The sequence below is a fragment of the Maribacter orientalis genome (assembly GCF_900109345.1).
In the GTDB taxonomy this organism is placed as follows: Bacteria; Bacteroidota; Bacteroidia; order Flavobacteriales; family Flavobacteriaceae; genus Maribacter; species Maribacter orientalis.
Genome location: NZ_FNZN01000002.1, coordinates 247,413 through 271,527, shown reverse-complemented (window position 1 = coordinate 271,527; position 24,115 = coordinate 247,413). Strand labels below are relative to the sequence as shown.

Genomic DNA, 24,115 nt, shown 5'->3' with positions numbered 1-24,115 from the left:
ACATTTTTATTTATTTGCCTCTCTTTATTATCGTGCAATATGAAAAAACCTTTAATTATTGGTCATAGAGGAGCCATGGGTCATGAAACGGAGAACACCTTACCATCAATTCAAAAAGCGATGGATTTAGGCGTCGACATGATTGAAATAGATGTGTTTAAAATTAAAAGTGGAGAGATCGTCGTTTTTCATGATGATACTGTCGATAGACTTACCAATGGTCCTGGAAGTATTGAAGAATATAATATCCTTGAGTTGAAAAAATTGATTGTAAATGGTGGGCATCAAATACCAATGTTACAAGACGTATTAAAACTAATCGATAATAAGGTAGCTTTAAATATAGAGTTAAAAGGTGCGGGCACTGCAGATAGGGTTAATTTTATAATGGACTATTATATAAATAAAAAAAATTGGTCACCTGAGAATTTTATTATTTCTAGTTTTAATTGGGATGAGTTAAAGGAAATGAGAAGATTAAATCCAGATGTGGCAATAGCAGTTTTAACAGAAGAAAATCCTATAGACGCCATTCCAATAGCAAAGGAATTGAAAGCAGTTGCCATTAATCCATATTTCAAAAAATTAGATTTAGAAGTAGCCAATCAACTACATGATGCTGGCTTTAAAATATATACATGGACGGTGAATGAACCTGAAGATATCGATGCTATGAAAAAAATAGCAGTTGATGGTATCATTACTAATTTTCCTGAACGCGTAAATTAATGTATGATGTTCTGGTAATTGGTGGCGGTGCTGCAGGTTTTTATGCTGCAATTCATATTGCAGAGGCTAGGCCGAACACCAAAATTGCTATTCTAGAACGCGGTAAAGAAGTACTTACCAAAGTAAAAATATCTGGCGGAGGTCGTTGTAATGTAACCCACGCAGAATTCGACCCAAAGGAATTAAATAAGAACTATCCTAGAGGTGAAAAGGAGCTTTTAGGGCCATTTCATACCTATGCTAGTGGTGATACAGTAGGTTTTTTTGAAGAACGAGGCGTTTCTTTAAAAATCGAAGAAGACGGCAGAATGTTTCCGGTAAGTAATTCTTCACAAACTATTATCGATTGTTTTGTATCTGAAACAGAACGGTTAGGAATAGAGGTTAAAATACTTTGTCCTGTAAGTGGGATAGAACAAATGCAACATAAGGATGATACTTTATGGAGAGTTAAAATCGCAGAAAATTTTCTTTTAGCAAAATACTTAATTGTAGCCACGGGCAGCAATCCAAAAATCTGGAAGTATATTGAAGAATTAGGTCACACCATTGTACCGCCTGTACCTTCACTTTTCACTTTTAATATTAAAGATGACCGTATTTCGGGTATACCTGGTTTGTCAACGCATGCCGAGGTTACCGTTATACCGAAAAAAAAACTTGGTACTAATTCTAAAAAGGTAAAATTAGAATCGGCTAACCTTATCTCAGACGGGCCTCTTTTAATTACACATTGGGGCGTTAGTGGCCCGGCTATTTTAAAACTATCAGCATGGGGAGCAAGAGTTTTAGAACAATACAATTATCAATTCAAGATTAAAGTGAATTGGGTGACAGAATATCATAAAGACGGACTTTTAGAACTGTTTCTAAAAGTGAAACAAGATGAGAAAAAGACCCTTCTTAGAACTAAGGTATTAGATATTCCCAAGCGATTGTGGGTAAATTTGATTAGAGCTTCACATATTGAAGATAGTATAACTTGGCCTGAGGTTTCTAAGCAACAACTATCGGCGTTGGCAGAACAATTAACCGCGAGCGTTTTTCAAGTAAATGGTAAAAGTACGTTTAAGGAAGAATTCGTGACTGCAGGCGGTATAGATTTAAAAGAAATTAATTTTAAGACCTATCAAAGCAAAGTTTTGCCAAACTTATATTTCGCAGGCGAAATTATAAATATTGATGCCATTACAGGTGGTTTCAATTTTCAAAATGCATGGACAGGTGGTTATATAGCCGCTAAAGGTGTAGTTGAAGAGCTAAATAAAGTTCAATAATGAAACTAATCACTTATGTTGCCTTTTTACGTGGAATAAATGTTAGTGGAAAAAGAAAAGTTCCTATGGCAGAACTTAGGGCTATGTGCGAAAGATTGAATTTACAAAATGTTAAAACCTATATTCAAAGTGGAAATATTGTGTTTAAAAGTTCGATGGTTCAAACAAATGAGATAGCTATTTTATTGCATAATGAAATTCAAAAGCACTTTAATTTTAATGTTCCGGTAATTGTAAAAACTGTAAATGAGTTAAGTCAAATTATAGAGAAAAATCCGTTTGTTTCTCAAGAAGATATTACGGCGAATAGAATATATTTTGTGCTACTGAATAGCCTTCCTGCTATTGAATTGCTTGAAAATTTAAGCGAAGAAACATTTGAGAACGAAGAATACGTAGTGATTGATAATTGTTTGTATTTAAAGTGTGCTTTAGGCTATGGTAAGGCCAAATTGAATAACAATTTAATTGAGCGTAAGTTGAAAGTTATGGCGACAACCAGAAATTATAGGACTATGAATAAATTGCAGGAATTGTGTAATTAATTGTAGAAGATATTTTTTTAATTCAACTCCCATATTTTATAGTTCAATACGGTAGCAAAACATATCCAAATTAAATAGGGAATCAATAAATTGGCAGCTACTTTGCTTACCACCTTAAACCATTTAATCGTTAATATAAGCACCACCAACAAGGTTAAAATCACCAAAAGACCCCAAAATGGTTGTTTTAATCCAAAGAATACGATGCTCCATAAACCATTTAATAATAATTGGAAACCAAAATGGTACAGTCCTGTTTTTACCCATTTGTGATGAAATCCTTTTGCCCAGACCCATCCAGCGGAAATACCCATTAAAATGTAAAGGGCGGTCCATACAGGAGCGAATATCCAATTTGGTGGATTAAAACTCGGTTTGTTCAGAGTCATATACCAACCATTCACAGAACTTTGTGTAACAACGCTGCTTAGAAACCCTATGGTAGAACATATGATAATTCCGATAATAATGTAGGTGAGTTTTCTTTTCAATTGGTTGGTGTTTAGCTCTAAAATAAGGATTAATTTTAATTGATAGCCCTAAAAACTATCTTTGCACAAATTAAAATTTCAATGACAGAAAAAGATTTTAGTTCAGTTTCCTACACAACATTGAAAGATGAAGGGGAAGTGGCTTATTCTTCACCTAGTAATATTGCCTTAGTGAAGTATTGGGGAAAAAGGGAAAATCAAATTCCGGCAAATCCCTCTATCAGTTTTACGTTGGCCGCTTGTGCTACAAAAACTAAAGTTCATTATAAAAAAAGGGAAAATAACAATGGTAAATTTTCTTTTGATTTTTTATTTGAAGGAGAAGAAAAAGAAGGGTTTAAGCCAAAAATCATTACATTTTTAAAGAGAATTGAAGTGTACTTACCTTTTCTGAAAGATTATCATTTTGTCATAAACACATCAAATACGTTTCCACACAGTAGCGGTATTGCATCATCTGCAAGCGGAATGTCTGCATTGGCACTTTGTTTTATGGAAATGGAAAGGTCATTTGTTGAAAATATGACAGCGGAGTTTTTTAATAGAAAAGTCTCATTTTTATCTCGATTAGGTTCTGGTAGTGCATGTCGAAGTATCGAAGGGCCTTTGGTACAATGGGGAGAAAGCAAAGTAATAGAAGGTAGTTCAAATCTTTTCGGAATTAAGTATCCTTATGATGTTCATCCAATATTCAATAATTATCACGACACCATATTATTAGTTGATAAAGGTGAAAAACAAGTGAGTAGCACTGTTGGGCATGAATTAATGCATGGCCACCCGTATGCAGTAAACAGATTTGCTCAAGCAGATATAAATCTAGATAAGTTGAAGACGGTTTTTTCTAACGGAAATTTAGAAGATTTTATAAGTATTGTTGAAAGTGAAGCACTTACGTTACACGCCATGATGATGACGAGTAGTCCGTACTTTATTCTCATGAAGCCAAATACGCTTACAATAATAAATAGTATTTGGAAATTTAGAGAGCATTCTAAAACCCATATTTGTTTTACGCTCGATGCAGGGGCAAATGTACATGTGTTGTATCCTGAGGGTGAAAAAGATGTGGTTTTTCCATTTATAAAAGAAAAGTTGGTTCCATTTTGTCAAAATGGGCAGTATATTTGTGACCGAATAGGTCTGGGAGCTAAGAAGTTGTAGGTTGTGTGTGTACGATTGCTTCCAAAATTCCGTTACTAAAAGAGCGATTCAACTATTTTGTTTAACAAAAAAAGAGGAAACGTTCAACTTTGTGTATATTTATAAGTAACATTTGATAATTGCTCTGTTTTTAAAATGAAAGGACCACTGTTTTATTCCAAAATTCTTCTCTTCGGAGAGTACGGTATCATAAAAGATTCAAAAGGATTATCTATACCCTATAATTTTTATAAAGGAGCTCTAAAATCAGATGCAAATGCTTCAAAAGAAGCTATAAAATCAAACGAAAGTTTAGAAGCTTTTACTGTCTATCTTAAAAAGCTAACTCAGAAAGAGCCTAATTTGGTTTCTTTTGATTTAGATCTACTGAAAGCAGATGTATCGGCCGGCATGTATTTTGATAGCTCAATACCGCAGGGTTATGGTGTGGGTAGTAGTGGTGCATTAGTAGCAGCGATCTATGATAAATATGCGCATGATAAAATAACGGTCTTAGAGAATTTGACTAGGGAGAAATTGTTGAAATTGAAGGTTATTTTCGGTAAAATGGAATCTTTTTTTCATGGTAAATCGTCAGGTCTTGATCCTTTGAACAGTTATTTAAGTTTACCAATTCTTATTAATTCAAAAGACAATATTGAATTTACCAGTATTCCTTCTCAAAATGCGGAAGGAAAAGGAGCTGTGTTTTTATTGGATAGTGGCATAGTAGGTGAAACTGCACCGATGGTTCAAATTTTTATGGAGCAGATGAAGAATGATGGTTTTCGAAAGATGCTAAAGAATCAATTCATAAAACATACCGATGCTTGTGTTGAAGATTTTGTTAATGGCAATATTCAATCTTTGTTTGGAAATTTAAAACAATTGTCTCATGTTGTTTTAGATAACTTTAAACCAATGATACCAGCTAAATTTCATGAGTTATGGAAAAATGGTATCGATACGAATGATTATTACTTAAAGCTTTGTGGCTCTGGTGGTGGTGGGTATATTCTTGGTTTTACAGAAGATTTTGAAAAGGCAAAGACTTCGCTTAAAGACTACAAGCTTGAAGTGGTTTATAATTTCTAGGAAATTTCGAAAATGCTTAATAGAAAAAACAAACTCTTACTTTTAAAGGTATTGAGTCTTTTTTCGGTAGTTAGAGGGTATAATATTCTTGTTATCGCCTTAGCGCAATATTTGGCATCTATTTATATTTTGTCGCCAAACCTGCCATTACGTAAAGTAGTTTTAGATGTTAACCTTTTTGTAATCGTTATCGCTTCCATAATGGTAATTGCTGGGGGCTACATTATCAATAATTTTTATGATGCTGAAAAAGATTTAATAAATAAACCTAGAAAAAGTATGCTTGATCGCCTGGTGAGCCAACGATTTAAGTTAACTACCTACTTTGTATTGAATTTTATGGCTGTAATTGCAGCTAGTTATGTGTCGTTTAGGGCAGTATTCTTCTTTTCTTCTTATATATTCGGTATATGGTTCTATTCCCATAAGTTGAAAAGAATTCCTTTATTAGGGAATTTCATATCAGCAACTTTGGCCATTACGCCTTTCTTTGTGGTCTTTGTGTACTATCGAAATTTTGAAACCGTCATTTTTGTACACGCAATTTTCTTATTTCTCTTAATTCTAGCCCGTGAAATGATTAAAGATTTGGAAAATCTTTCAGGTGATATCGCCCAAAATTATAGAACCATTCCAATTATTTACGGGTCAAAAACTTCTAAAACTATCATATCGCTTTTAATATTGCTAACATTATTGCCGTCACTACTTCTTATTTTTAAGTTCGATGTAGGCTATATGAATTTTTATTTCGCCATATGTGTATTATTATTGATACTATTCATTTTTCTATTGTCGAGGGCAGAAACTAAAAGAGACTATGTTTGGCTGCATAATATTTTAAAACTGATAATTGTAGTGGGTGTTTTTAGTATATTACTAATTGATGTAGACTTAGTATTAAATAGAATACTATAGTTCATGTGAATATGTTCAATATAACTATTTGAACGGCAATGCAATTTGCTACCTTTGTGTAAAATTGGTATAGTTATGAGTAGGGACGATTCTAGTAGAGAGAAAAAATCTTCAGGAAGACAAGGGGGTAATTTCAAAAAGAAGAGCTATGCACGTGGCAATGCTCCTGTGAAGAAAAATGTGGCTCCAAGCAAACCGTCAGACCCAAATTCTATTCGACTTAATAAATATGTAGCCAATTCTGGTGTTTGTTCACGTAGAGATGCTGATATTTATATTGCCGCAGGTAATGTGACCGTTAATGGTAAGCCAATCATTGAGATGGGTTATAAAGTAAAGTTGACCGATGAGGTAAAGTTCGACGGACAATTATTGAACCCTGTTAAGAAAGAATATGTTTTGCTTAATAAGCCAAAAGATTTTGTAACTACTATTCGTGATGAAAAAGGTAGAAGACATGTATCTGGATTAATTTCAAGTGCATCAAAGTCAAAATTATTGCCAGTTGATAAATTGGAAAAAGAACATACTGGTTTACTTTTGTTTACGAACGATGGCAGCATGACCAAGACCTTGAAAAGCCCTATAAACGGTTTGCGTAAAATATATCATTTAGTATTGGATATGGAATTACGTAGTGCCGATTTGAAGAAAATTCAAGAAGGAGTGATTGTAGATGAAAAGGTAGTACGTGTTCAAGATATAAGTTTTATAGCTGATTCTCCCAAGCGAGAAGTAGGTATTGAAATTTTTAGTTCTAGGAATAAAATTGTAGAACGTTTATTTGAAACCTTAGGTTACAAAGTTCAAAAATCTGATAGAGTTGTTTATGGGGGTCTTACTAAAAAAGATTTACCAAGAGGGCATTGGCGATATTTGACCGCCCAAGAGGTAATAAACCTTAAAATGATAAAATAATACATTGTCCTAGTCTAATGAAGGACAAAAGGATATATGAAACTATTTCAATGTACCAACTGTAAGAATACAGTTGTTTTCGAAAATCATACTTGTATAAATTGCGGCTATTTTTTAGGATACTCTTCCTATTTCAATACCATTGTTTCATTAGATGCCAATGTGTCTCAATGGCAATTAACTAATCTTGAGAATAAAACATATGTTTATTGTGAAAACCATAAACATGATGTTTGCAATTGGTTGGTTGAAACTTCTCAAAAAGCAGAATTTTGCCTGGCTTGCTCTTTAAACAGAACAATTCCTCAATTATTAGATAAGGAAAATTCAGAAAAATGGAAGCATATTGAACTTGCCAAACATAGATTAGTATATCAATTATTACAATTCAGGTTACCGGTCATTAGTAAAATGGAGGATGAACAAAATGGACTATGTTTTGATTTTTTATCCAAAGATGACCTTGCAAAAGCATCAAAAGATATTAAAACTGGGCATGCGAATGGTGTCATAACCCTACTTATTTCAGAAGCTGATCCTGTAGTGCGTGAGCAAGTTAAAAAACAGATGGCTGAACGCTATAGAACCTTGTTGGGTCATTTTAGACATGAAGTTGGTCATTATTATTGGGATCAATTAATTCGTGATAATGAGCAGATTTTAAAGAATTTTAGAAGTGTATTTGGTGATGAATCTGTATCATATGTTGATGCTTTACAAAGACATTATGATAATGGGCCTAAATCTAATTGGCAGCAGAGTTTTATAAGCAAATATGCAACTTCTCACCCTTGGGAAGATTGGGCGGAAACATGGTCTCATTATCTTCATTTAACCGATGTTTTAGAGACTGCATATAATTTTGGAATACAAACTGACCCAAAAATCACTTCGCCAGAAAGTTTAAAAATGAATGCAAGTTTTAACCCTTATAAAGAAACTAGTTTTAATAAATTTATGGATACCGGTATTCCACTTTTATATGCCTTAAATAGTATGAATAGGTCAATGGGAGAAGATGATCCTTACCCATTTATTATTTCAGAACCAGTAAAGAAAAAATTAGAATTTATTCATAATTTATTAAAAGGTATTTAATCTCTACTAAAGGCAGTCAAGCGTAATTTTTTATTTAGGAGCAGTTGAGATAGTATTTTGACTAATAACATTAATCACTAAAAATTACATAACGTAGCTTTATTGAATGTCATTAAAGGAAGTTATGTATGAAGAAAAAAAATGGTCAGACCCAAATCTTAAAGTTCAGGTTACAACACCTTCCTAAATTATTGATAAAAACGTATTGCGCTTGGATGGAAAAAGAACCATTTCAAATAAGTGCGGTTATCGCTTATTATGCAATTCTATCTTTACCAGGTTTATTAATTTTAATATTGGAATTGGTAGGGGGTATTTGGGGTAAGGAAATAGTACGTGGAGAATTGTTTGCTGAAATTTCATCTGCTATGGGTCCAGAAACAGCCCATTCGATTCAAGAAATGATAGCTGATAGAGGAAGTGAGAATACTTCGATAGTAGCTACGATATTAGGTGTAGGTGTATTAATTTATGGTGCTACGGGAGTTTTTTATCAATTACAGAATGCATTAAATGATATATGGAATGCGAAACCAAAATACTCTAACGAAATATTATCTACACTTTTCATGCGTTTAAAAGGATTTGGGTTTATTCTTATTTTCGGATTTCTACTACTAATAAGTTTTGTGCTGACTTCATTTTTATCTGCATTTTCAAAGCAACTTTCTAGACTTTTACCAGAGGGTATGTTAGAACTAGGTTTTGTGTTGGATATTGTAATTTCCCTAACCTTCATTTATTTGTTGTTCGGGGCCATGTTCAAATACTTGCCAAGTACTCATGTACGGTGGAAAGCGGTAAAAGTGGGTGCTGCCCTTACAGCACTGTTATTTTTAATAGGTAAATATGCTTTGGCGTTCTATTTTGGAAAAGCAGAACCAGGTTCAACATACGGTGCTGCTGGAAGTATTATACTAGTGATGCTTTGGGTTTCCTATTCTAGTTTAATAGTCACGTTTGGTGCACAGTTTACAAAGATTTATGCGAACAGATATTTAAACCTTGATTAAACCTTGATTAAACCTTTTTCATTTTATCATTAATCTCCTTTAAACATAAATTCCCTAAACTACCTTCATGTGTGTGATGAATATCTCTTTTAGGTATGAATGTTCCTTCATTGATTTCTTTACCCATTTTCTTGTAAGCATCCCTAAATGGCATGCCATTTTGTACAAGTTCATTTAGTGTATCTACACTGAATAAATAATCATACTTGGGGTCTTCCAAAATATGGTCGTTCACTCTTATTTCCTTAAGACTAAAAGTCAATATTTCCAAACAGGCCTTCATGTCTTGTATCGCTGGAACGATTATTTCCTTTACCAGTTGTAAATCTCTATGATACCCACTAGGTAGATTATTGATAATTAAGGTCAATTGATTTGGTATAGACTGTAATTTATTACACTTGCCACGTACCAACTCAAATACATCAGGATTTTTCTTATGTGGCATAATACTCGAACCAGTTGTCAACTCGTCGGGGAAAGAAATAAAGTTAAAGTTCTGGCTCATGTACAAACATATATCCATAGCCATTTTAGAAAGTGTTGCAGCGATATTGGCAATACCGAATGCAGTAGCTTTTTCAGCTTTTCCTCTACTCATTTGAGCAGCAACAACATTGTATTTTAAGGTGCTGAATCCCATTTCTTTAGTAGTGAAACTTCGGTCAATAGCAAATGAACTTCCGTAACCTGCAGCACTACCTAAAGGATTTTGGTCTACCACTTTATACGCAGCATCAATAAAATATAAATCATCGATTAGGCTTTCTGCATAGGCAGAAAACCACAATCCGAAAGAGGAAGGCATTGCAATTTGTAAATGCGTATACCCAGGCAACATAACATCTTTATGCTCTTGCGCTTTTACCAACAGAAGATTGAAAAGCGACTTGGTCATCGATTTTATTTCTGTCAGTTCATCTTTTAAATATAGATGCATCGCCACTAAAACTTGGTCGTTTCTAGAACGTGCCGTGTGAATTTTTTTACCTGTATCTCCTAAACTAAGGGTAAGCATGTATTCTATTTTAGAATGCATGTCCTCAAAAGACTTTTCAATTGAAAATGTTCCCTTTTCTATTCTTGCGGCTATATTATTAAGCTCATTAACAAGTTCTTTGGTTTCTTTGGGAGTTAATAAACCAATTTCACCTAGCATTTTAGCATGTGCTTTAGATGCGATTACATCGTACTTGGCTAAAACCAAATCCAATTCCCTATCATTACCGACGGTGAAATGGTCAATCTTTTTATCAGTGCTAAATCCTTTATCCCAGAGTTTCATTTTAAGTCAGTTTACAATTATCAATGAACAATTATCAATTGCGCATAGCTAAATGATTATTGTTTATTGCAAGTAGCCTTTTAATATTTTAATATACAAATCTATGCCTTCTTCAATTTCGTGAACATAGATAAATTCGTTGGCAGAATGCGAACGTGTACTGTCACCAGGACCTAATTTTAGTGACTGACAACTTAATGCTGCTTGATCCGAAAGGGTAGGTGAGCCGTAGGTTGTTCTACCTAATGCAATACCAGATTTCACTAACGGATGGTCTTTATCTATTTTCGATGAATTGAGGCGTAAAGATCGCTCCTTTAATTCGCATGGGGCATCCTTCTTTAGTAAATCTGCAATTTCTTTATTACTATAGGCATCATTTACACGAACGTCAACCACCATATCTACTTGTGCGGGAACAACGTTGTGCTGAGATCCTGCCCTAATTTGGGTAACCGTCATTTTTACATCACCCAATGCTTCAGAAGTTTTGTCGAATGTGTAGTTTTTAAACCATTCTAATACTTTAATGGAGTTATAGATGGAATTGTCATCATTAGGGTGTGCTGCGTGAGAAGGAGTACCTTTTACCACGGCATCAAATACAACCAAGCCTTTTTCGGCTATGGCAAGTTGCATCAAAGTAGGTTCGCCTACAATAGCTAAATCTATATGCGGTAGTTTTGGTAATAATCCGCGTAAACTATTTTCGCCGGCATTTTCTTCTTCGGCTGATGCTACCATTAAAATGTTGTGGTTGAGGTCTTCAGAATCGTAATAGTTCACAAATGTTGCTAGTAACGACACTAACGGACCGCCTGCATCATTACTCCCCAATCCAAATAACTTACCATCTTCAATATGTGGATGAAATGGATCTTTCGTATATGCGGTATTCGGTTTTACCGTATCATGATGTGAATTTAAGAGAAGGGTTGGCTTATCGTCATCCCAAAATTTGTTTTTCGCGATTATATTGTTGAGGTCACGTTCAGTTGGTATGTCATATTGAGCCAACCAAGCTTGAATTGCATCTGCAGTTTTATCCTCTTCCTTAGAAAAAGATTCTATTGAAATTAATTCTTTCAATAATTTTATTGCACTTTCTGTAAGTTCTGTTTGGTTCATCTTAGAGTTTTAATGTCGTGAACAGTTCGGTTTTTTTGTCGAGCATGCTAACATCGCCTAAACATACTTTTTCAACATTATTTTGTAACGCATGAAAGCAATTATGCAGTTTAGGTAGCATGCCATCAGCAATTATTCCGTCGGATAATAGTTCATTGTATTTAATAGTGTTTATGTGTTTCACTACGCTATTATCGTCAGCAATATCTAATAGAACACCTTTCTTTTCAAAACAATAATAAAGGGTTGTTTCGAAATGCTGTGCCATCCCTATAGCGATTTCAGAAGCAATGGTGTCGGCATTTGTATTTAATAACTGACCATTGCCATCATGCGAAATAGCGCAAAAAATAGGAGTGAGGTTTATGGATAAAAGGCTTGTTAATAATTCGGAATTAATACCGTCAACATCACCTACAAATCCGTAATCAATATCCTTCACAGGTCTTTTGTGTGCATGTATACTATTGCCGTCAGCACCGCTTAATCCTATGGCATTTGTATTTTTTGCCTGAAGTTGGGCGACAATCTTCTTGTTGACCAAACCACCATAAACCATAGTTATGATGTCAACGGTATCTTTATCGGTTATGCGCCTTCCATCTATCAATTTAGATTCAATACCGAGCCTTGTTGCTAATTGAGTTGCTAATTTTCCGCCACCATGTACCAAAATTTTCAGTCCTCCCAATTTAGCAAATGCTGTTAAGAATATATCTAGGGCCTTTTCATCTTCTATGACGTTTCCACCAATTTTCACTACCGATAACTTGTCTTTCATTTTATGCATTTAAGATTCCGCCATCAATCGTCATTGCTGAACCGGTTATCCATGAAGCATCATCGGAAACTAGGAATAAAGCAAGATTTGCGATGTCTTTTGGTTGGCCTAATCGTTTTAATAAGGTTTTGTTCGCTGCGTTTTCAACTGCCTTTTTCGGATGTTCAAATGCCTTGGCAGAATCCCAAAGAAGCGGTGTGTCGACCGGACCTGGACACATAGCATTTACCCTGATTTCTGGAGCGTATTCAACCGCCATTTGTCTCATTAATGCAAGTGAACCTGCCTTTGAGGCGCAATAGGCTGGATGATTAGGGAAACTTTTATATGCCGCTATCGAAGCATTGATTAAAATAGAAGAACCTTCGTTCTTTTGTAATTCGGGGATGCCATATTTTGAAAGGTAGAAAATGGAAGATAGATTAGTGTCTATTGTATTTTTCCACACCTCACCTGGTAGTTCGGTAACGCTTCCTAAACCTAAAATGCCAGCGTTGAGCGAAAGAATGTCAAGCTTACCAAAATGGTCAATTGCAGCTGTAATCAGTTCTTTGTTGTAAGCTGCATTTGTAATATCACCGGCAATAAAAATAGCATTCTCACCCAATTCATTTGATAGTTCATTTCCTCGAGTTTCATCTCTACCCGATAAGATAACCTTAGCACCGTTGGCTACAAATGTAATGGCTATAGCCTTGCCCATGCCACTAGTTGCCCCTGTAATTATTGCTACTTTATTTTCGAGTTTCTTCACTGTATGATTATTTTTAGTCTTCAAGTATTTTTTTCAATACCAATTGTGCGGCATAGGTTCTATTATTCGCTTGCTCAATGACCAATGACTGTTTATTATCTAATACTTCATCAGCTACGACCACATTTCTACGAACGGGAAGGCAGTGCATGAATTTGGCTTTACCCAATTTTTTTAAGGTCATTTGCCAATTTTTGTCTTGTGATTTTACCTTGCCATAATCGGTGTAGCTACTCCAGTTTTTGACATATACAAAATCGGCATTTTCTAAAGCTTTTTCTTGGTCATACTCAATTTTAGAATCTTTGGTGATATTTGGGTCCAACTCATATCCTTTCGGATGGGTAATCACGAATTCTGCATTTTGCTTTTGCATCATCTGTATAAATGAATTTGCAACGGCATGTGGTAAAGCCTTTGGGTGTGGAGCCCATGATAATACCACTTTCGGATTGTTTTTAAAATTATGTTCCTCTAGGGTTATGGCATCGGTAAGTGCTTGTAAAGGGTGACCTACGGAACTTTCCATGTTTACAATTGGCACACTGGCGTATTTTTTAAATCCGTTTAATACTTCCTCTGCTTCATCTTTCTCTTTATCAACTAAACCAGCAAAAGCACGTATAGCAATAATATCACAATATTGAGATATTACCTGTGCTGCTTCTTTTATATGCTCAGAAGTACCTTGGTCCATAATCGAGCCGTCGGCATACTCTAATGCCCAACCTTCACTACCAAAGTTCATGACAATTACTTCCATACCTAAATTCATTGCTGCTTTTTGGGTACTTAATCGTGTACGGAGTGAGTTGTTGAAAAATAAAAGTCCTATAGTTTTATCACTACCTAATGCTTTATATTTTTTAGGCTGTTTTTTAAGGGAAATAGCTTCTTTTACCCAAGTAGATAAAGAATCTATATCATTTATTGAAAGGTAATTCATGTTGCTTTAATTTTTGTAAATGTGCTTTTGTTTTCAATAGCATCCGTAATGAAATTATCATTTAAACCATTGGTGATCCAGGTCTCAATACCTGCTAGTTGGGCAATGGTTGCAGCGTCAATTTTAGATTGCATACCACCAGTACCGTGGGTAGATTTCGATTCCCCAATTTCATGAAGTAAATCACTTAAATCTGTAACTTCTTCAATAGTTTTTGGCGCTGAAGATAATAAAGAAGCCTTCGTGTAAATACCATCTGTATTTGTGGCAATAATTAATATATCTGCAGATAAAAGAGCAGCTGTTAAACCTGCTAATTTATCGTTGTCACCAAATTTTATTTCATCGGTAGCAACCGTATCATTTTCATTGATAATAGGAATGAAATTATTGGCTACCAAAACATTTATGGTGTTTTTGATATTCACTCTCGATTGTTCCTTTTCAAAGTCGGAATAGGATAAAAGACATTGTGAAGTAAACAAGCCTAACTCACGAAAATTTTCTTGAAAAATACGCATTAGATGCGGCTGACCAATAGAGGCTAGAGCCTGTTTTATATTAATTTCCTCACCGTTATGCTCTAGTTTTACAAATTGCCTAGCGGCCGCAATTGCTCCAGAACTTACAATAATAAATTCGTATTCTTCTTTTAAGGCTGCTATTTGTCTACCAATATCTTCAATTTTACCTCGAGAGATATGGTCGGTATCTTTGGTTAAGGTATTAGAACCTATTTTTAATAATATTCTTTTTTTTAACATTACGGCCTATTTTCCATTTAGACTTCATCAACAGTTTTGTTGAATAAAGAAATTGTGATTATCTCTTACCTTACCTGTCCATTTCCTTTTACATACCACTTATTGGTCACCAAATGTTGAAGGCCAATTGGGCCACGTTGGTGTAGCTTGTCAGTGCTTATCGCTAATTCACCACCAAGACCAAATTGACCGCCATCTGTAAAGCGGGTTGATGCATTATGGTATACGGCTGCAGTATCTACAGATTGCATAAATGTATCTGCTTCTTCTTCGTTTTTGCTAATAATTACTGCCGAATGTCCGCCGCCATAAGTATTGATGTGTTGAATAGCCTCTTCAACATCAGGTACTTGACCAATGACGATTTTATAATCTAAAAACTCTTCGTACCATACCGATTTATTATCCATTTGTGTAGTGCCCTCTAATCCTGCTAATTTGGCATCGGTTAAAATTTCTACATTATACTTTTTTAAAGATTGTAGCAAAAGATTTAAGAATTCCATTTTACGTGGTAAATCTCTCGAAATAATAACCTTATCAACAGCATTGCAAGCCGATATTTTAGTGGTCTTGGCATTGATAATAATGTCTAAGGCCATTTGCAAATCGGCTTCATGTGAAACATAAACAAAATTATTACCTCTACCACTAACGATAACGGGGCACTTTGCATGTTGTTTTACAAATGCAATCAATCGCTCACCACCTCTAGGTACAATTAGGTCTAATTTTTCAGTCGGCTTTTCTAAGAATTTCTGAGTTTCTTCTCTTGAAAAATTGAGATAGGTTATCCAATCTTTAGAACAATCACAAGCTTCTAATGCTTTATGCCATAGATTAACGAGAACTAAGTTTGAATTCAACGATTCTTTTCCACCTTTCAATAAAATTTTATTTCCAGATTTAAAAGCAATGCCTGCAGCTTCAATAGTAACATCAGGTCTAGATTCGTAAATAATCATTATCGTTCCAAAAGGGGCGGTTTTATTACTTATTTCAAGTCCGTTATCATGAGTAAATTGAAAGCGCTCAACATGTAAAGGGTCGTCAAGTGAGGCCAATTGTTTTAAAGAATAGACCATTTCGCCTACCTTCTTTTTATTCACCTTTAATCGGTCGACCATCGCAATATCTTCAGACTCAAAGGAACTTAAATCTTTATCATTGGCAGATAGTAATATCGATTCTTCTTGTCTTACTAAGTCGGCCATGCGTAATAGTACGGCATTTCTTTTTTCTAAACTGAGAGTTTTTTTCATGCTAAAGCAGTCTTAAGAGCCTTAAAGAAAATATCTAAATCTTGTTTTGTAATATTTAAAGCAGGTAAAATTCGTAGCACCGTTTTGTCTTTGGCACCGCCTGTAAATAAATGATGTTCGTATATCAATTTTTTGCGTAGATCGGCTACCTGAAAATCAAACTCAAGTCCAAGCATCAACCCCCGACCTTTTACGCGTTTTACTTGCGGAATTTCCTTCGCCTTTTCGTTAAAGTAAATGCCTAATTCTTCAGCATTCTGTATGAGATTTTCTTTTTCTAATACTTCAAGAACCGCTAAAGTAGCTACACAGGCTAAATGATTACCACCAAATGTGGTGCCTAGCATCCCGAATTTAGCACTAATACTTTCATGAATTAAAACACCACCTACAGGAAATCCATTTCCCATGCCTTTGGCAATACTTATGATATCTGGTTGTATGTTGTGATGCTGAAACCCAAAGAATTTACCACTTCTACCAAATCCGCACTGTACTTCATCGGCAATTAAAAAAACACCATTTTCTTTACAGAGTGATGCAACTTTTTGAAAAAATTCTGTTGTCGGTTCATCTAAACCACCTACACCTTGTATCGATTCTATAATTACAGCACAAATATTCTTTTTAACAATCTCATTTTTAAAACCTTTAATATCGTTAAGTTCCAAAAAGTTTACTTTTTGCTGTAGGTTAATCGATGCGTTAATAGAAGGATTATCCGTCGCAGCTACAGCTGCGGAGGTACGACCATGGAAACCATTTTTAAATGCAATTACTTTAGATTTGCCTGTTACAAATGATGCCATTTTTAAGGCATTTTCATTCGCTTCGGCCCCCGAATTACACATAAAAAGATTATAATCTTCGCAATTGGATAGTACGCCAAGTTTTTCAGCAAGTTCTTCTTGTAATGGATTTTGAACTGCATTGCTGTAAAAACCTATTTTGTCTAATTGGTCTTTTAAACGCTTTACGTAATGTGGGTGAGTATGACCAATGGATATTACGGCATGACCACCGTAGAAATCTAAATAATCTTGACCTTTGTCGTCAGTTACAACTATTCCTTTGGCGGAAACCGGGGTAACATTATATAATGGGTAAACGTCGAATAATTTCATAATTCAAAAAATTCAAGTTCAAAAAGAACTGGTTTGGAAGCTTGTTTTTACTTGGTTTTAAATTCGGTAATCTTATCATAAGAGGCAATAATACCTTGTATTAATGATGAGCTTAAACCTTGATGTTCCATTTCGTTTAGTCCTGTTATGGTACAACCCATAGGTGTAGTAACCCGATCTATTTCTTCTTCAGGATGATTACCTGATTCTATAAGTAAACTTGCAGCACCATTACACGTATGCATGGCCAGTTCTTGAGCCTCTTGGGCATCAAAACCTAACTGAATGGCACCTTGGGTTGTTGCACGAATTAATCGCATCCAAAAAGCTACTCCACTAGCACAAATTACTGTAGCAGCTTGCATTTGGTTTTCAGGAATTTCCATAGAATGTCCCATCCTGTTAAAAATAGCCTTTGTTAGATCAATACGTTTTTTACCTTTCTCGTTACTGCAAATACAAGTCATTGACTTACCTACCGAAATAGCTGTATTGGGCATGCTTCTAACAATGTAATTGTCCTTGCCTATAACAGCCTCTATTTTGTCGATACCAAAACCGGTTATGGTAGAAATAATCACATGATTTTCGTTCAATAAATCTTTTACACTTTCTAAGATTCCAGCAAAATGAACAGGTTGTACGGCAAATATTAAAATATCGGAATTCTGAATAGCCAAACGATTATCAGTCGTTACAGTCACCTTGTTGTGTTTTTCAAAATCGAGAATAGATTTTGTATCTCTTTTAGTAAGGTACATAGTGGTAGCACCATTACTGTTTAGAATTCCGTTTGCAATAGAAAGTCCTAAGTTGCCCGCACCTATAATGGCTATTTTCATAATTTTATTTGTGTTTGGTAATGAGCTCAGTGTAATAAGTACGTTTTAAGAACAACTTTGAATTCATTATTTATAATGTTTTGCTAATATTCAATTTCTAAATCCCATACTTGGGATAATAATTAAAATATATTTTCCATCAACCATATTAAAATACCCCAGCTTTCAAATTAAGACCCAAATCTTCCTCTAGTCCGAATATTAAATTCATATTCTGAACGGCCTGACCCGAAGCACCCTTTAATAAATTATCTATAGCTGATGTAACCAATAAAATATCATCGTGTTTATGTAAATGCACATGACATTGATTGGTATTCACTACTTGTTTTAAGTTGATAGGTTGCTCAGAAATTTGCGTAAAGACAGCATTCTTATAGAAATCTTGATAGATTTTTTCTGCATCTGCCAATTCACCTTCAAATTTGGTATACGAAGTGGCTAAAATTCCACGAGTGAAATTTCCTCTATTTGGCATAAAAAATAAATTTCCGGTATTGTTTTGAAGCGAATGTAAACTCTCGTTGATTTCACCCAAATGTTGATGGGTAAAAGGTTTATACCAGCTTACATTATTGTTTCGCCATGAAAAATGCGAGGTTGCTGACGGACTAATACCTGCACCAGTACTGCCCGTAACGGCATTAATATGAACCTCGTTCTCCAAAAAATTTGCCTTCGCTAAAGGAAGCAATGCTAATTGAATAGCAGTTGCAAAACAACCTGGGTTGGCAATATATTGAGCATTTTCAATTTCGGTTTTGTTTAATTCTGGGAGCCCGTATACGAATGGCTTACCATCAAAATCGGCATCTTTATGTAACCTAAAGTCATTACTTAAATCAATGATTTTAGTATCAGATGAAAAATCATGTTCTTTTAAAAATGCTGTAGAATTACCGTGGCCCAAACATAGGAATACAACATCTACATTCAGGTTTACATTTCCAGTAAATTCTAAATCTGTAACTCCCAACAAATCGGGGTGTGCTGTGGTTACTCTTTTGCCAGCTCTTGTAGTACTGTATATAAAATCTATTTCCGTAGCCGGATGGTTTAATAGGATTCGAATAAGTTCGCCCCCCGTATAACCTGATCCGCCTATAATGCCTGCTTTAATCATTTTTTAAACTTTTTAGGTATCTACCGTGCTAGACCGGACAGTATAATTAGTTTTCCAATCTTCTAAATATTTCCATTTACATGGTTATAAATTCTGCCTGAATTGGAAAGAATTTTTATAAAGCCTTTAGCATCATCTGCAGACCAGCCTTTATTAACCTCTCCATATTTACCGAAAGCATCGGTCATTAAATCATGTTTAGATGAAATGCCATGCAACCTAAACTGAAAAGGGTACAAGCCAACAAATACATCACCAGAAACTGTTTTTTGGGTGTCGGTCAAAAAGGTTTCTATATTTCTCATTACCGCATCTAGATAATTGCCTTCATGCAATAGCATGCCATAGAAATTACCTTGTTGCTCTTTTTGGTATTGTTGCCATTTGGTAAGGGTATGCTTCTCTAACAAATGGTGTGCTTTTATGATAATCAATGAAGCAGGAGCCTCAAAACCTACTCTTCCTTTAGTACCTATAATAGTGTCGCCAACGTGAATATCTCTACCAATGGCATATTTAGAGGCTATGGCTTCAACCTTTTCAATGTTTTTTACCGGAGTATCTTTTTCACCGTTAACAGCAACCAATTCTCCCTTTTCAAAAGTTAAGGTGATATCGGACGGATTTTTTTCTTGTAACTGGCTTGGGTATGCACTATCGGGCAAAGCTTTATCGGAAGTTAAGGTTTCTTCACCACCGACCGAAGTTCCCCATAATCCTCTGTTGATTGAATATTTGGCTTTTTCCCAAGGGTAATCAACTCCATTTTCTTTCAAATATGCAATTTCAGCTTCTCTGGCCAATTTATGATCACGAATAGGGGTGATGATTTCAATTTCTGGTGCAATGATTTGAAAAATCATATCGAAACGTACTTGGTCGTTACCAGCGCCAGTACTACCATGCGCAATATATTTGGCACCTACTTTTTTAGCATAGTTGACAATCTCGATTGCCTGTACAATTCGTTCGGCACTAACAGAAAGGGGGTAGGTGTTGTTTTTAAGTACATTGCCAAAAATTAGATACTTCACTACTTTTTCATAGAACGTCTGTACAGCATCGATTGAGGTATATGATGTTGCCCCTAACTCAAGTGCTTTGCGCTCAATTTCTTTTATTTCTTCAGATGAGAATCCACCCGTATTAACGCTTACCGCGTGTACTTCGAATCCTTTATCTTTTGATAAATATTTTGCGCAATAAGATGTATCCAATCCGCCGCTGTATGCAAGTACTAATTTCTTCATTTTAATGTGTTCAATTCCGGTAATTCCGGGTAATTATATGATTCAATTTGAATAGAAAAAGATGCTGGTTTCGAGGGAATAAACCTTCAATTTATTGTACGTTCCTTTTTCTCTACTCTATTTTCTAATTATTATATATCAGAATTATGATTTACTCTTCTCTTCTTTTTTTCTCAAGAACAAATTTTCCTTGATACTTTTTAATCTTGTAAAGGCTTTGCTATTTACTTCCTTGACTTCTACAGTTTTTTTCTTGTTATTAGCGTCATAGAGCATACCGGTGCATAAGCACATTTTTTGCTCTGTTCGAGTAAGAATATCGAAGTTCTTACAGGTTTGGCAGCCTTTCCAGAATTCTGGGTCATCGGTCAGTTCAGAAAAGGTTACAGGTTTGTATCCCAATTCGTAGTTGATTTTCATCACTGCTAGTCCTGTGGTTATGCCAAATATCTTAGCATCGGGAAACTTTTTTCTGCTGAGTTCAAAAATTTTGGCTTTTATACTCTTGGCAAGTCCTTGACCTCTATAATCTGGGTGTACTATAAGTCCCGAATTTGCAACAAATTTCTCATGCCCCCATACTTCTATATAACAGAAGCCTGCAAATTTATCTCCGTCTAGTGCCAATACGGCATTACCGTTAGATAGTTTTCTCTGTATATATTCAGGAGTTCTTTTTGCAATACCTGTACCACGAACTTTAGCAGATTCTGCTATGGTGTCACAAATATCTTGGGCGTATTTAAAATGTGATTCGTTAGCAACAATTAAGTTCATTGCCAAATAGATTTAAAAGTGTAAAAAAAATAATTTTGATTTTCTGTGCGGAAATGGACTCACCTAATTCCATAAATATATATTACCCTTACGGGCGACGACGGCGAGATGTGAACGGACGCGCAAGAGCAACTGGGCTCACGGTACTATATAAAAAGTAGATTTCTTCGTTCATTACAGGGTAAATGTACAAATTATATTTATTTGACAACACCCATGAGAAATTTTTTACAAAAACTTTACTTTTTGTTATTATGTGCGATTATTTCGTAAAATAGAAAGCCATATACTGCACAATATTCAATAGTGAGTAACCACATGTTTTCCTTGAAATCGGCCTGTGAATATGTGTAATAGCTAAGTACAATAGCTGCAGACCATATTATAGCATATCTGTAAGAAGTAAAAATGGCAAGTAGCACAAGAAAAATACAATACCAAGGGTGCAGGGTAGTCGACATAAAATAATAAATGGTCAAAACCCACATCATAGAGGCAAGTACCTGGTTTAAATCTTTTCTTTTAGGAAGAAATGTAAATAACACTACCACTAGTATGGTTAATAGCGGCGTAATTTTACCATAGACCTTTATAAATTCCCATGGCTTGGCATCAAATTGTATCGCAGTTTGTTTTATGATATTGTATATGCTGGCGTTAAACTCAAAATTGGAAAACCACAGGCTTATAGTTTTGGTGTAGTTGGCTATGAATTCTGGTGTGTAAAAAGGTAGGAATAGCAAGAGAGTTGTTACTCCAATTACACTATAGAACATCATGCTTTTCTTCCATCCAAAATACCTAAGGAAGAGTGGTAAAAACAACAAAGGTACCAGCTTAATAGAGATAGAACAGGCCATGATAACGGCAGCCCATATCCATTTGTTTATTGATATAAGAAACATGGAAAGTATAAAGAAGAATAGCATAACACCTTCAAAATGAAGGTTGCCGGTAAGCTCTATTATTACTAATGGATTTAAAAAGTACCAGAAAATTAATTGAGGCGATTTGTTGAGGTTTTTCAACAGCTTTCTTCCAAAATAGAAAATACCTATATCGGCTAAAAGTATCGTTATGCGCATTACAACCAGTGAACCGAACATGCTTTTACCACCAATAAGGGCGGTCAAACCGAAGATCAGTTGATTTAATGGCGGGTAATTACTGTAATGTTTTGCGCTTAAACTACCCATGCCCTCATACAATTCATGAGCATTAGGAATCACATTCGCGATATTTTCAATTATATCATTGGGTGTATGCAAATATGGGTTTATAGCATTGGCGACCAAATGCCCATCCCAAATAAACCGATGAAAGTCTTGCGATAGATTCGGCTCCGTACAAATGAAAACCAGTCTAAAAATGATGCCTACTACCAATAGAAATTTAAGATTCCATTTTTCGAACTGAATAAGTTTAAAGTAGAGCAGAAAAAGTGCAAAAAAGAGTCCCAGTAGTTTGGGGAAATCGGTTCGTTGCAAATGGTAAGCAAAAGTAAAATAGAAAACTATGCTCAATGCCACTAATATCGAAGAAACCTTATGGAGTTTCAAAAATCTACTAATGGAATTCGACATAGGGGGTTGGTTTATGAGCAATACAATTTAGTAGTTTTAATCGGAATATAATTTTACTGTTCCAACATTTTGCCTAAAAGTTCTTTCATCATTTTCGCAGCTAAGTACGCGGTCATATCTTGAAAATCACGATCCGGATTATATTCTACGATATCAGCCCCGACAACTTCCGTGTCGATACTTTGAATTAAATTGATTACTTGTCGTGATGAAAGTCCGCCTGGTTCATGGTGCGATACGCCAGGCGCAAAGGCTGGGTCAAAACCATCCATATCTAAAGAAATATATAGCGGATTTTTAAATTTGGGAATATTGTTTAGGTCTAAATTGCGCATTTCGTGTATATCAACCTTGTATTTTTTTGCCTGTGCCGCTTGATGTGGATTTAAAGTTCTGATACCGACCTGAACCAATTTAACAGCAAAACCATTTTCCATAATACGTGCAAAAGGGCAAGCATGAGAATAGGGGTCGCCTTCATAGTCGTGGTATAGGTCAGCATGCGCATCTATATGTAATATGTCTAGTTTAGGGTGTTGGTCGTGATATGCTTTTATAATCGGGAAAGTTATGGAATGGTCTCCACCCAGTGTAAGCACTTTTGAACCTGTGTCAAGATGTTTTTTTGTGGTTGCGGCAATGTCAAAATACTCGTTGATAATAAAATCACCTTTATCTGAAATAGCATCGTTTTCAATTGAAATGCCTAATTCGGTACATAAGTTCATTGAATCGCTATAAAGTGCTTTTCTAATTAGATCTGGCGCTTTTGCCGGTCCTTTTTGAAAAGATGATTTCGCGTCCCAATTAATACCTTGGATAATTATATTTTTCATTTGGATGATTTGTTGGTTATAGTCGATAATATATTTTAAATCGTAAGGAGAATTAACACATCGTATTCGGATTCTTAGATTTTTCAGGAATCTGCTGAATCGTATCCCAATGTTCGCAAATTTTTCCATTTGTATCAAACCGAAAAAAATCCATGGTGACATACTGGTCATTACCCGGCCATGTTTGGTGAGTATGAAGTGCAACAAGATTTTCCTCTGCAATGCAACGAACAAATTCTATAGATTTGTTTGGATATTCTTCTTGCATTCGTTCAAAATAATCGATAAAGCCCTGTGTGCCGGTTGCTACTGTAGGGTTATGCTGAATATATTCTTTGCCGACATATTTTTCAATGGCCAATTTAGGTTGGCCCAAGTATGCGGCTTTATAAAAGGCGATGGCATTCTCTTTGTTTTCTTCTAGATTCATAAT

25 protein-coding genes are annotated in these 24,115 nt (G+C 35.1%); 9 read left to right on the top strand and 16 right to left on the bottom strand.

From position 1 onward, the window contains the following. Positions 1-39 precede the first annotated feature (39 nt). Genes BMY56_RS04840 through BMY56_RS04830 form a run of 3 tightly spaced genes read left to right on the top strand, consistent with a single transcriptional unit; the run spans position 40 to position 2,551 of the window. The gene (locus BMY56_RS04840) at positions 40-729 is read left to right on the top strand and encodes a glycerophosphodiester phosphodiesterase (RefSeq protein WP_245737139.1); all 690 of its coding nucleotides are present in this window, start codon (positions 40-42) and stop codon (positions 727-729) included. Then, complete coding sequence (locus BMY56_RS04835; protein WP_091620678.1) at positions 729-2,006, top strand: BaiN/RdsA family NAD(P)/FAD-dependent oxidoreductase; 1,278 nt, start codon at positions 729-731, stop codon at positions 2,004-2,006. Before BMY56_RS04840 ends, BMY56_RS04835 begins: the two co-directional genes overlap by 1 nt. After that, the gene (locus BMY56_RS04830; protein WP_091620676.1) at positions 2,006-2,551 is read left to right on the top strand and encodes a DUF1697 domain-containing protein; all 546 of its coding nucleotides are present in this window, start codon (positions 2,006-2,008) and stop codon (positions 2,549-2,551) included. The genes BMY56_RS04835 and BMY56_RS04830 overlap by 1 nt, the downstream gene beginning before the upstream one ends. A gap of 17 nt (positions 2,552-2,568) precedes the next feature. Here the strand turns inward: BMY56_RS04830 and BMY56_RS04825 are convergent, their stop codons facing one another. Next, complete coding sequence (locus BMY56_RS04825) at positions 2,569-3,042, bottom strand: TspO/MBR family protein (RefSeq protein WP_091620673.1); 474 nt, start codon at positions 3,040-3,042, stop codon at positions 2,569-2,571. 81 nt (positions 3,043-3,123) lie between these two features. Here BMY56_RS04825 and BMY56_RS04820 point away from each other — a divergent pair, with 81 nt between their 5' ends. The 6 genes from BMY56_RS04820 to BMY56_RS04795 all read left to right on the top strand — a co-directional run bounded on the left by BMY56_RS04820 (position 3,124) and on the right by BMY56_RS04795 (position 9,227). Beyond that, positions 3,124-4,206 (top strand): diphosphomevalonate decarboxylase, encoded by a 1,083-nt coding sequence (locus BMY56_RS04820; RefSeq protein WP_091620671.1) that lies wholly within the window; start codon positions 3,124-3,126, stop codon positions 4,204-4,206. A gap of 135 nt (positions 4,207-4,341) precedes the next feature. After that, positions 4,342-5,280: a mevalonate kinase family protein gene (locus tag BMY56_RS04815; protein WP_091620668.1), complete on the top strand. Its 939-nt coding sequence runs from the start codon at positions 4,342-4,344 to the stop codon at positions 5,278-5,280. A gap of 12 nt (positions 5,281-5,292) precedes the next feature. Beyond that, the gene (locus BMY56_RS04810) at positions 5,293-6,198 is read left to right on the top strand and encodes a geranylgeranylglycerol-phosphate geranylgeranyltransferase (protein WP_091620665.1); all 906 of its coding nucleotides are present in this window, start codon (positions 5,293-5,295) and stop codon (positions 6,196-6,198) included. Positions 6,199-6,273: 75 nt separating this feature from the next. Beyond that, positions 6,274-7,116 carry a pseudouridine synthase gene (locus BMY56_RS04805; RefSeq protein ID WP_091620662.1) on the top strand — a complete coding sequence of 281 codons (843 nt, stop codon included), beginning with the start codon at positions 6,274-6,276 and terminating at the stop codon, positions 7,114-7,116. Positions 7,117-7,152: 36 nt separating this feature from the next. Next, positions 7,153-8,214 (top strand): zinc-binding metallopeptidase family protein, encoded by a 1,062-nt coding sequence (locus BMY56_RS04800; protein ID WP_091620659.1) that lies wholly within the window; start codon positions 7,153-7,155, stop codon positions 8,212-8,214. 128 nt (positions 8,215-8,342) lie between these two features. After that, entirely contained in the window at positions 8,343-9,227 is an 885-nt protein-coding gene (locus BMY56_RS04795) for a YihY/virulence factor BrkB family protein (RefSeq protein ID WP_091620656.1), read from the top strand. 7 nt (positions 9,228-9,234) lie between these two features. Here BMY56_RS04795 and argH read toward each other — a convergent pair whose 3' ends face one another. From argH to BMY56_RS04720, 15 genes are all read right to left on the bottom strand, one after another. Then, complete coding sequence (gene argH, locus BMY56_RS04790) at positions 9,235-10,512, bottom strand: argininosuccinate lyase (protein ID WP_091620653.1); 1,278 nt, start codon at positions 10,510-10,512, stop codon at positions 9,235-9,237. Between the two features lie 63 nt (positions 10,513-10,575). Continuing rightward, entirely contained in the window at positions 10,576-11,640 is a 1,065-nt protein-coding gene (locus tag BMY56_RS04785) for a M20 family metallo-hydrolase (protein ID WP_091620650.1), read from the bottom strand. Position 11,641: 1 nt separating this feature from the next. Then, positions 11,642-12,421 carry an acetylglutamate kinase gene (gene argB / locus BMY56_RS04780; RefSeq protein WP_091621800.1) on the bottom strand — a complete coding sequence of 260 codons (780 nt, stop codon included), beginning with the start codon at positions 12,419-12,421 and terminating at the stop codon, positions 11,642-11,644. A 1-nt stretch (position 12,422) separates the two neighbouring features. Further along, on the bottom strand, positions 12,423-13,175 hold the full coding sequence (locus tag BMY56_RS04775) for an SDR family NAD(P)-dependent oxidoreductase (RefSeq protein WP_091621797.1): 753 nt from the start codon (positions 13,173-13,175) through the stop codon (positions 12,423-12,425). A 13-nt stretch (positions 13,176-13,188) separates the two neighbouring features. Then, the gene (locus BMY56_RS04770; protein WP_091620647.1) at positions 13,189-14,121 is read right to left on the bottom strand and encodes a Rossmann-fold NAD(P)-binding domain-containing protein; all 933 of its coding nucleotides are present in this window, start codon (positions 14,119-14,121) and stop codon (positions 13,189-13,191) included. After that, positions 14,118-14,885 carry a glutamate 5-kinase gene (proB, locus tag BMY56_RS04765; protein WP_091620644.1) on the bottom strand — a complete coding sequence of 256 codons (768 nt, stop codon included), beginning with the start codon at positions 14,883-14,885 and terminating at the stop codon, positions 14,118-14,120. Before proB ends, BMY56_RS04770 begins: the two co-directional genes overlap by 4 nt. A 65-nt stretch (positions 14,886-14,950) precedes the next feature. Beyond that, positions 14,951-16,147: a glutamate-5-semialdehyde dehydrogenase gene (locus BMY56_RS04760; RefSeq protein ID WP_091620641.1), complete on the bottom strand. Its 1,197-nt coding sequence runs from the start codon at positions 16,145-16,147 to the stop codon at positions 14,951-14,953. After that, on the bottom strand, positions 16,144-17,271 hold the full coding sequence (locus BMY56_RS04755) for an aspartate aminotransferase family protein (protein ID WP_091620638.1): 1,128 nt from the start codon (positions 17,269-17,271) through the stop codon (positions 16,144-16,146). The genes BMY56_RS04760 and BMY56_RS04755 overlap by 4 nt, the downstream gene beginning before the upstream one ends. Before the next feature lie 47 nt (positions 17,272-17,318). Beyond that, the gene (gene proC, locus BMY56_RS04750) at positions 17,319-18,113 is read right to left on the bottom strand and encodes a pyrroline-5-carboxylate reductase (protein WP_091620635.1); all 795 of its coding nucleotides are present in this window, start codon (positions 18,111-18,113) and stop codon (positions 17,319-17,321) included. Positions 18,114-18,261: 148 nt separating this feature from the next. After that, the gene (gene argC / locus BMY56_RS04745; RefSeq protein ID WP_091620633.1) at positions 18,262-19,236 is read right to left on the bottom strand and encodes an N-acetyl-gamma-glutamyl-phosphate reductase; all 975 of its coding nucleotides are present in this window, start codon (positions 19,234-19,236) and stop codon (positions 18,262-18,264) included. Positions 19,237-19,298: 62 nt separating this feature from the next. After that, entirely contained in the window at positions 19,299-20,486 is a 1,188-nt protein-coding gene (gene argG, locus BMY56_RS04740) for an argininosuccinate synthase (RefSeq protein WP_091620631.1), read from the bottom strand. A gap of 144 nt (positions 20,487-20,630) precedes the next feature. Continuing rightward, positions 20,631-21,263, bottom strand: a complete 633-nt coding sequence (locus BMY56_RS04735; protein WP_091620630.1) for a GNAT family N-acetyltransferase — start codon at positions 21,261-21,263, stop codon at positions 20,631-20,633. A 239-nt stretch (positions 21,264-21,502) separates the two neighbouring features. Then, a complete protein-coding gene (locus BMY56_RS04730) occupies positions 21,503-22,846 on the bottom strand; it encodes an MptA/MptB family glycosyltransferase (RefSeq protein ID WP_091620627.1) in 1,344 nt (447 codons plus the stop codon). Positions 22,847-22,899: 53 nt separating this feature from the next. Continuing rightward, entirely contained in the window at positions 22,900-23,682 is a 783-nt protein-coding gene (gene speB / locus BMY56_RS04725; RefSeq protein WP_091620624.1) for an agmatinase, read from the bottom strand. Between the two features lie 52 nt (positions 23,683-23,734). Continuing rightward, positions 23,735-24,112: a nuclear transport factor 2 family protein gene (locus BMY56_RS04720; RefSeq protein ID WP_091620621.1), complete on the bottom strand. Its 378-nt coding sequence runs from the start codon at positions 24,110-24,112 to the stop codon at positions 23,735-23,737. Positions 24,113-24,115: the final 3 nt, after the last annotated feature.

Excerpts from the sequence above, each read along its gene's own strand:
- BMY56_RS04840 (WP_245737139.1), top strand. The coding sequence starts at position 40 with ATGAAAAAACCTTTAATTATTGGTCATAGAGGAGCCATGGGTCATGAA.
- BMY56_RS04835 (WP_091620678.1), top strand. The coding sequence starts at position 729 with ATGTATGATGTTCTGGTAATTGGTGGCGGTGCTGCAGGTTTTTATGCT.
- BMY56_RS04830 (WP_091620676.1), top strand. The coding sequence starts at position 2,006 with ATGAAACTAATCACTTATGTTGCCTTTTTACGTGGAATAAATGTTAGT.
- BMY56_RS04820 (WP_091620671.1), top strand. The coding sequence starts at position 3,124 with ATGACAGAAAAAGATTTTAGTTCAGTTTCCTACACAACATTGAAAGAT.
- BMY56_RS04815 (WP_091620668.1), top strand. The coding sequence starts at position 4,342 with ATGAAAGGACCACTGTTTTATTCCAAAATTCTTCTCTTCGGAGAGTAC.
- BMY56_RS04810 (WP_091620665.1), top strand. The coding sequence starts at position 5,293 with ATGCTTAATAGAAAAAACAAACTCTTACTTTTAAAGGTATTGAGTCTT.
- BMY56_RS04805 (WP_091620662.1), top strand. The coding sequence starts at position 6,274 with ATGAGTAGGGACGATTCTAGTAGAGAGAAAAAATCTTCAGGAAGACAA.
- BMY56_RS04800 (WP_091620659.1), top strand. The coding sequence starts at position 7,153 with ATGAAACTATTTCAATGTACCAACTGTAAGAATACAGTTGTTTTCGAA.
- BMY56_RS04795 (WP_091620656.1), top strand. The coding sequence starts at position 8,343 with ATGAAGAAAAAAAATGGTCAGACCCAAATCTTAAAGTTCAGGTTACAA.
- argH (WP_091620653.1), bottom strand. The coding sequence starts at position 10,512 with ATGAAACTCTGGGATAAAGGATTTAGCACTGATAAAAAGATTGACCAT.
- BMY56_RS04785 (WP_091620650.1), bottom strand. The coding sequence starts at position 11,640 with ATGAACCAAACAGAACTTACAGAAAGTGCAATAAAATTATTGAAAGAA.
- argB (WP_091621800.1), bottom strand. The coding sequence starts at position 12,421 with ATGAAAGACAAGTTATCGGTAGTGAAAATTGGTGGAAACGTCATAGAA.
- BMY56_RS04770 (WP_091620647.1), bottom strand. The coding sequence starts at position 14,121 with ATGAATTACCTTTCAATAAATGATATAGATTCTTTATCTACTTGGGTA.
- proB (WP_091620644.1), bottom strand. The coding sequence starts at position 14,885 with ATGTTAAAAAAAAGAATATTATTAAAAATAGGTTCTAATACCTTAACC.
- BMY56_RS04760 (WP_091620641.1), bottom strand. The coding sequence starts at position 16,147 with ATGAAAAAAACTCTCAGTTTAGAAAAAAGAAATGCCGTACTATTACGC.
- BMY56_RS04755 (WP_091620638.1), bottom strand. The coding sequence starts at position 17,271 with ATGAAATTATTCGACGTTTACCCATTATATAATGTTACCCCGGTTTCC.
- proC (WP_091620635.1), bottom strand. The coding sequence starts at position 18,113 with ATGAAAATAGCCATTATAGGTGCGGGCAACTTAGGACTTTCTATTGCA.
- argC (WP_091620633.1), bottom strand. The coding sequence starts at position 19,236 with ATGATTAAAGCAGGCATTATAGGCGGATCAGGTTATACGGGGGGCGAA.
- argG (WP_091620631.1), bottom strand. The coding sequence starts at position 20,486 with ATGAAGAAATTAGTACTTGCATACAGCGGCGGATTGGATACATCTTAT.
- BMY56_RS04735 (WP_091620630.1), bottom strand. The coding sequence starts at position 21,263 with ATGAACTTAATTGTTGCTAACGAATCACATTTTAAATACGCCCAAGAT.
- BMY56_RS04730 (WP_091620627.1), bottom strand. The coding sequence starts at position 22,846 with ATGTCGAATTCCATTAGTAGATTTTTGAAACTCCATAAGGTTTCTTCG.
- speB (WP_091620624.1), bottom strand. The coding sequence starts at position 23,682 with ATGAAAAATATAATTATCCAAGGTATTAATTGGGACGCGAAATCATCT.
- BMY56_RS04720 (WP_091620621.1), bottom strand. The coding sequence starts at position 24,112 with ATGAATCTAGAAGAAAACAAAGAGAATGCCATCGCCTTTTATAAAGCC.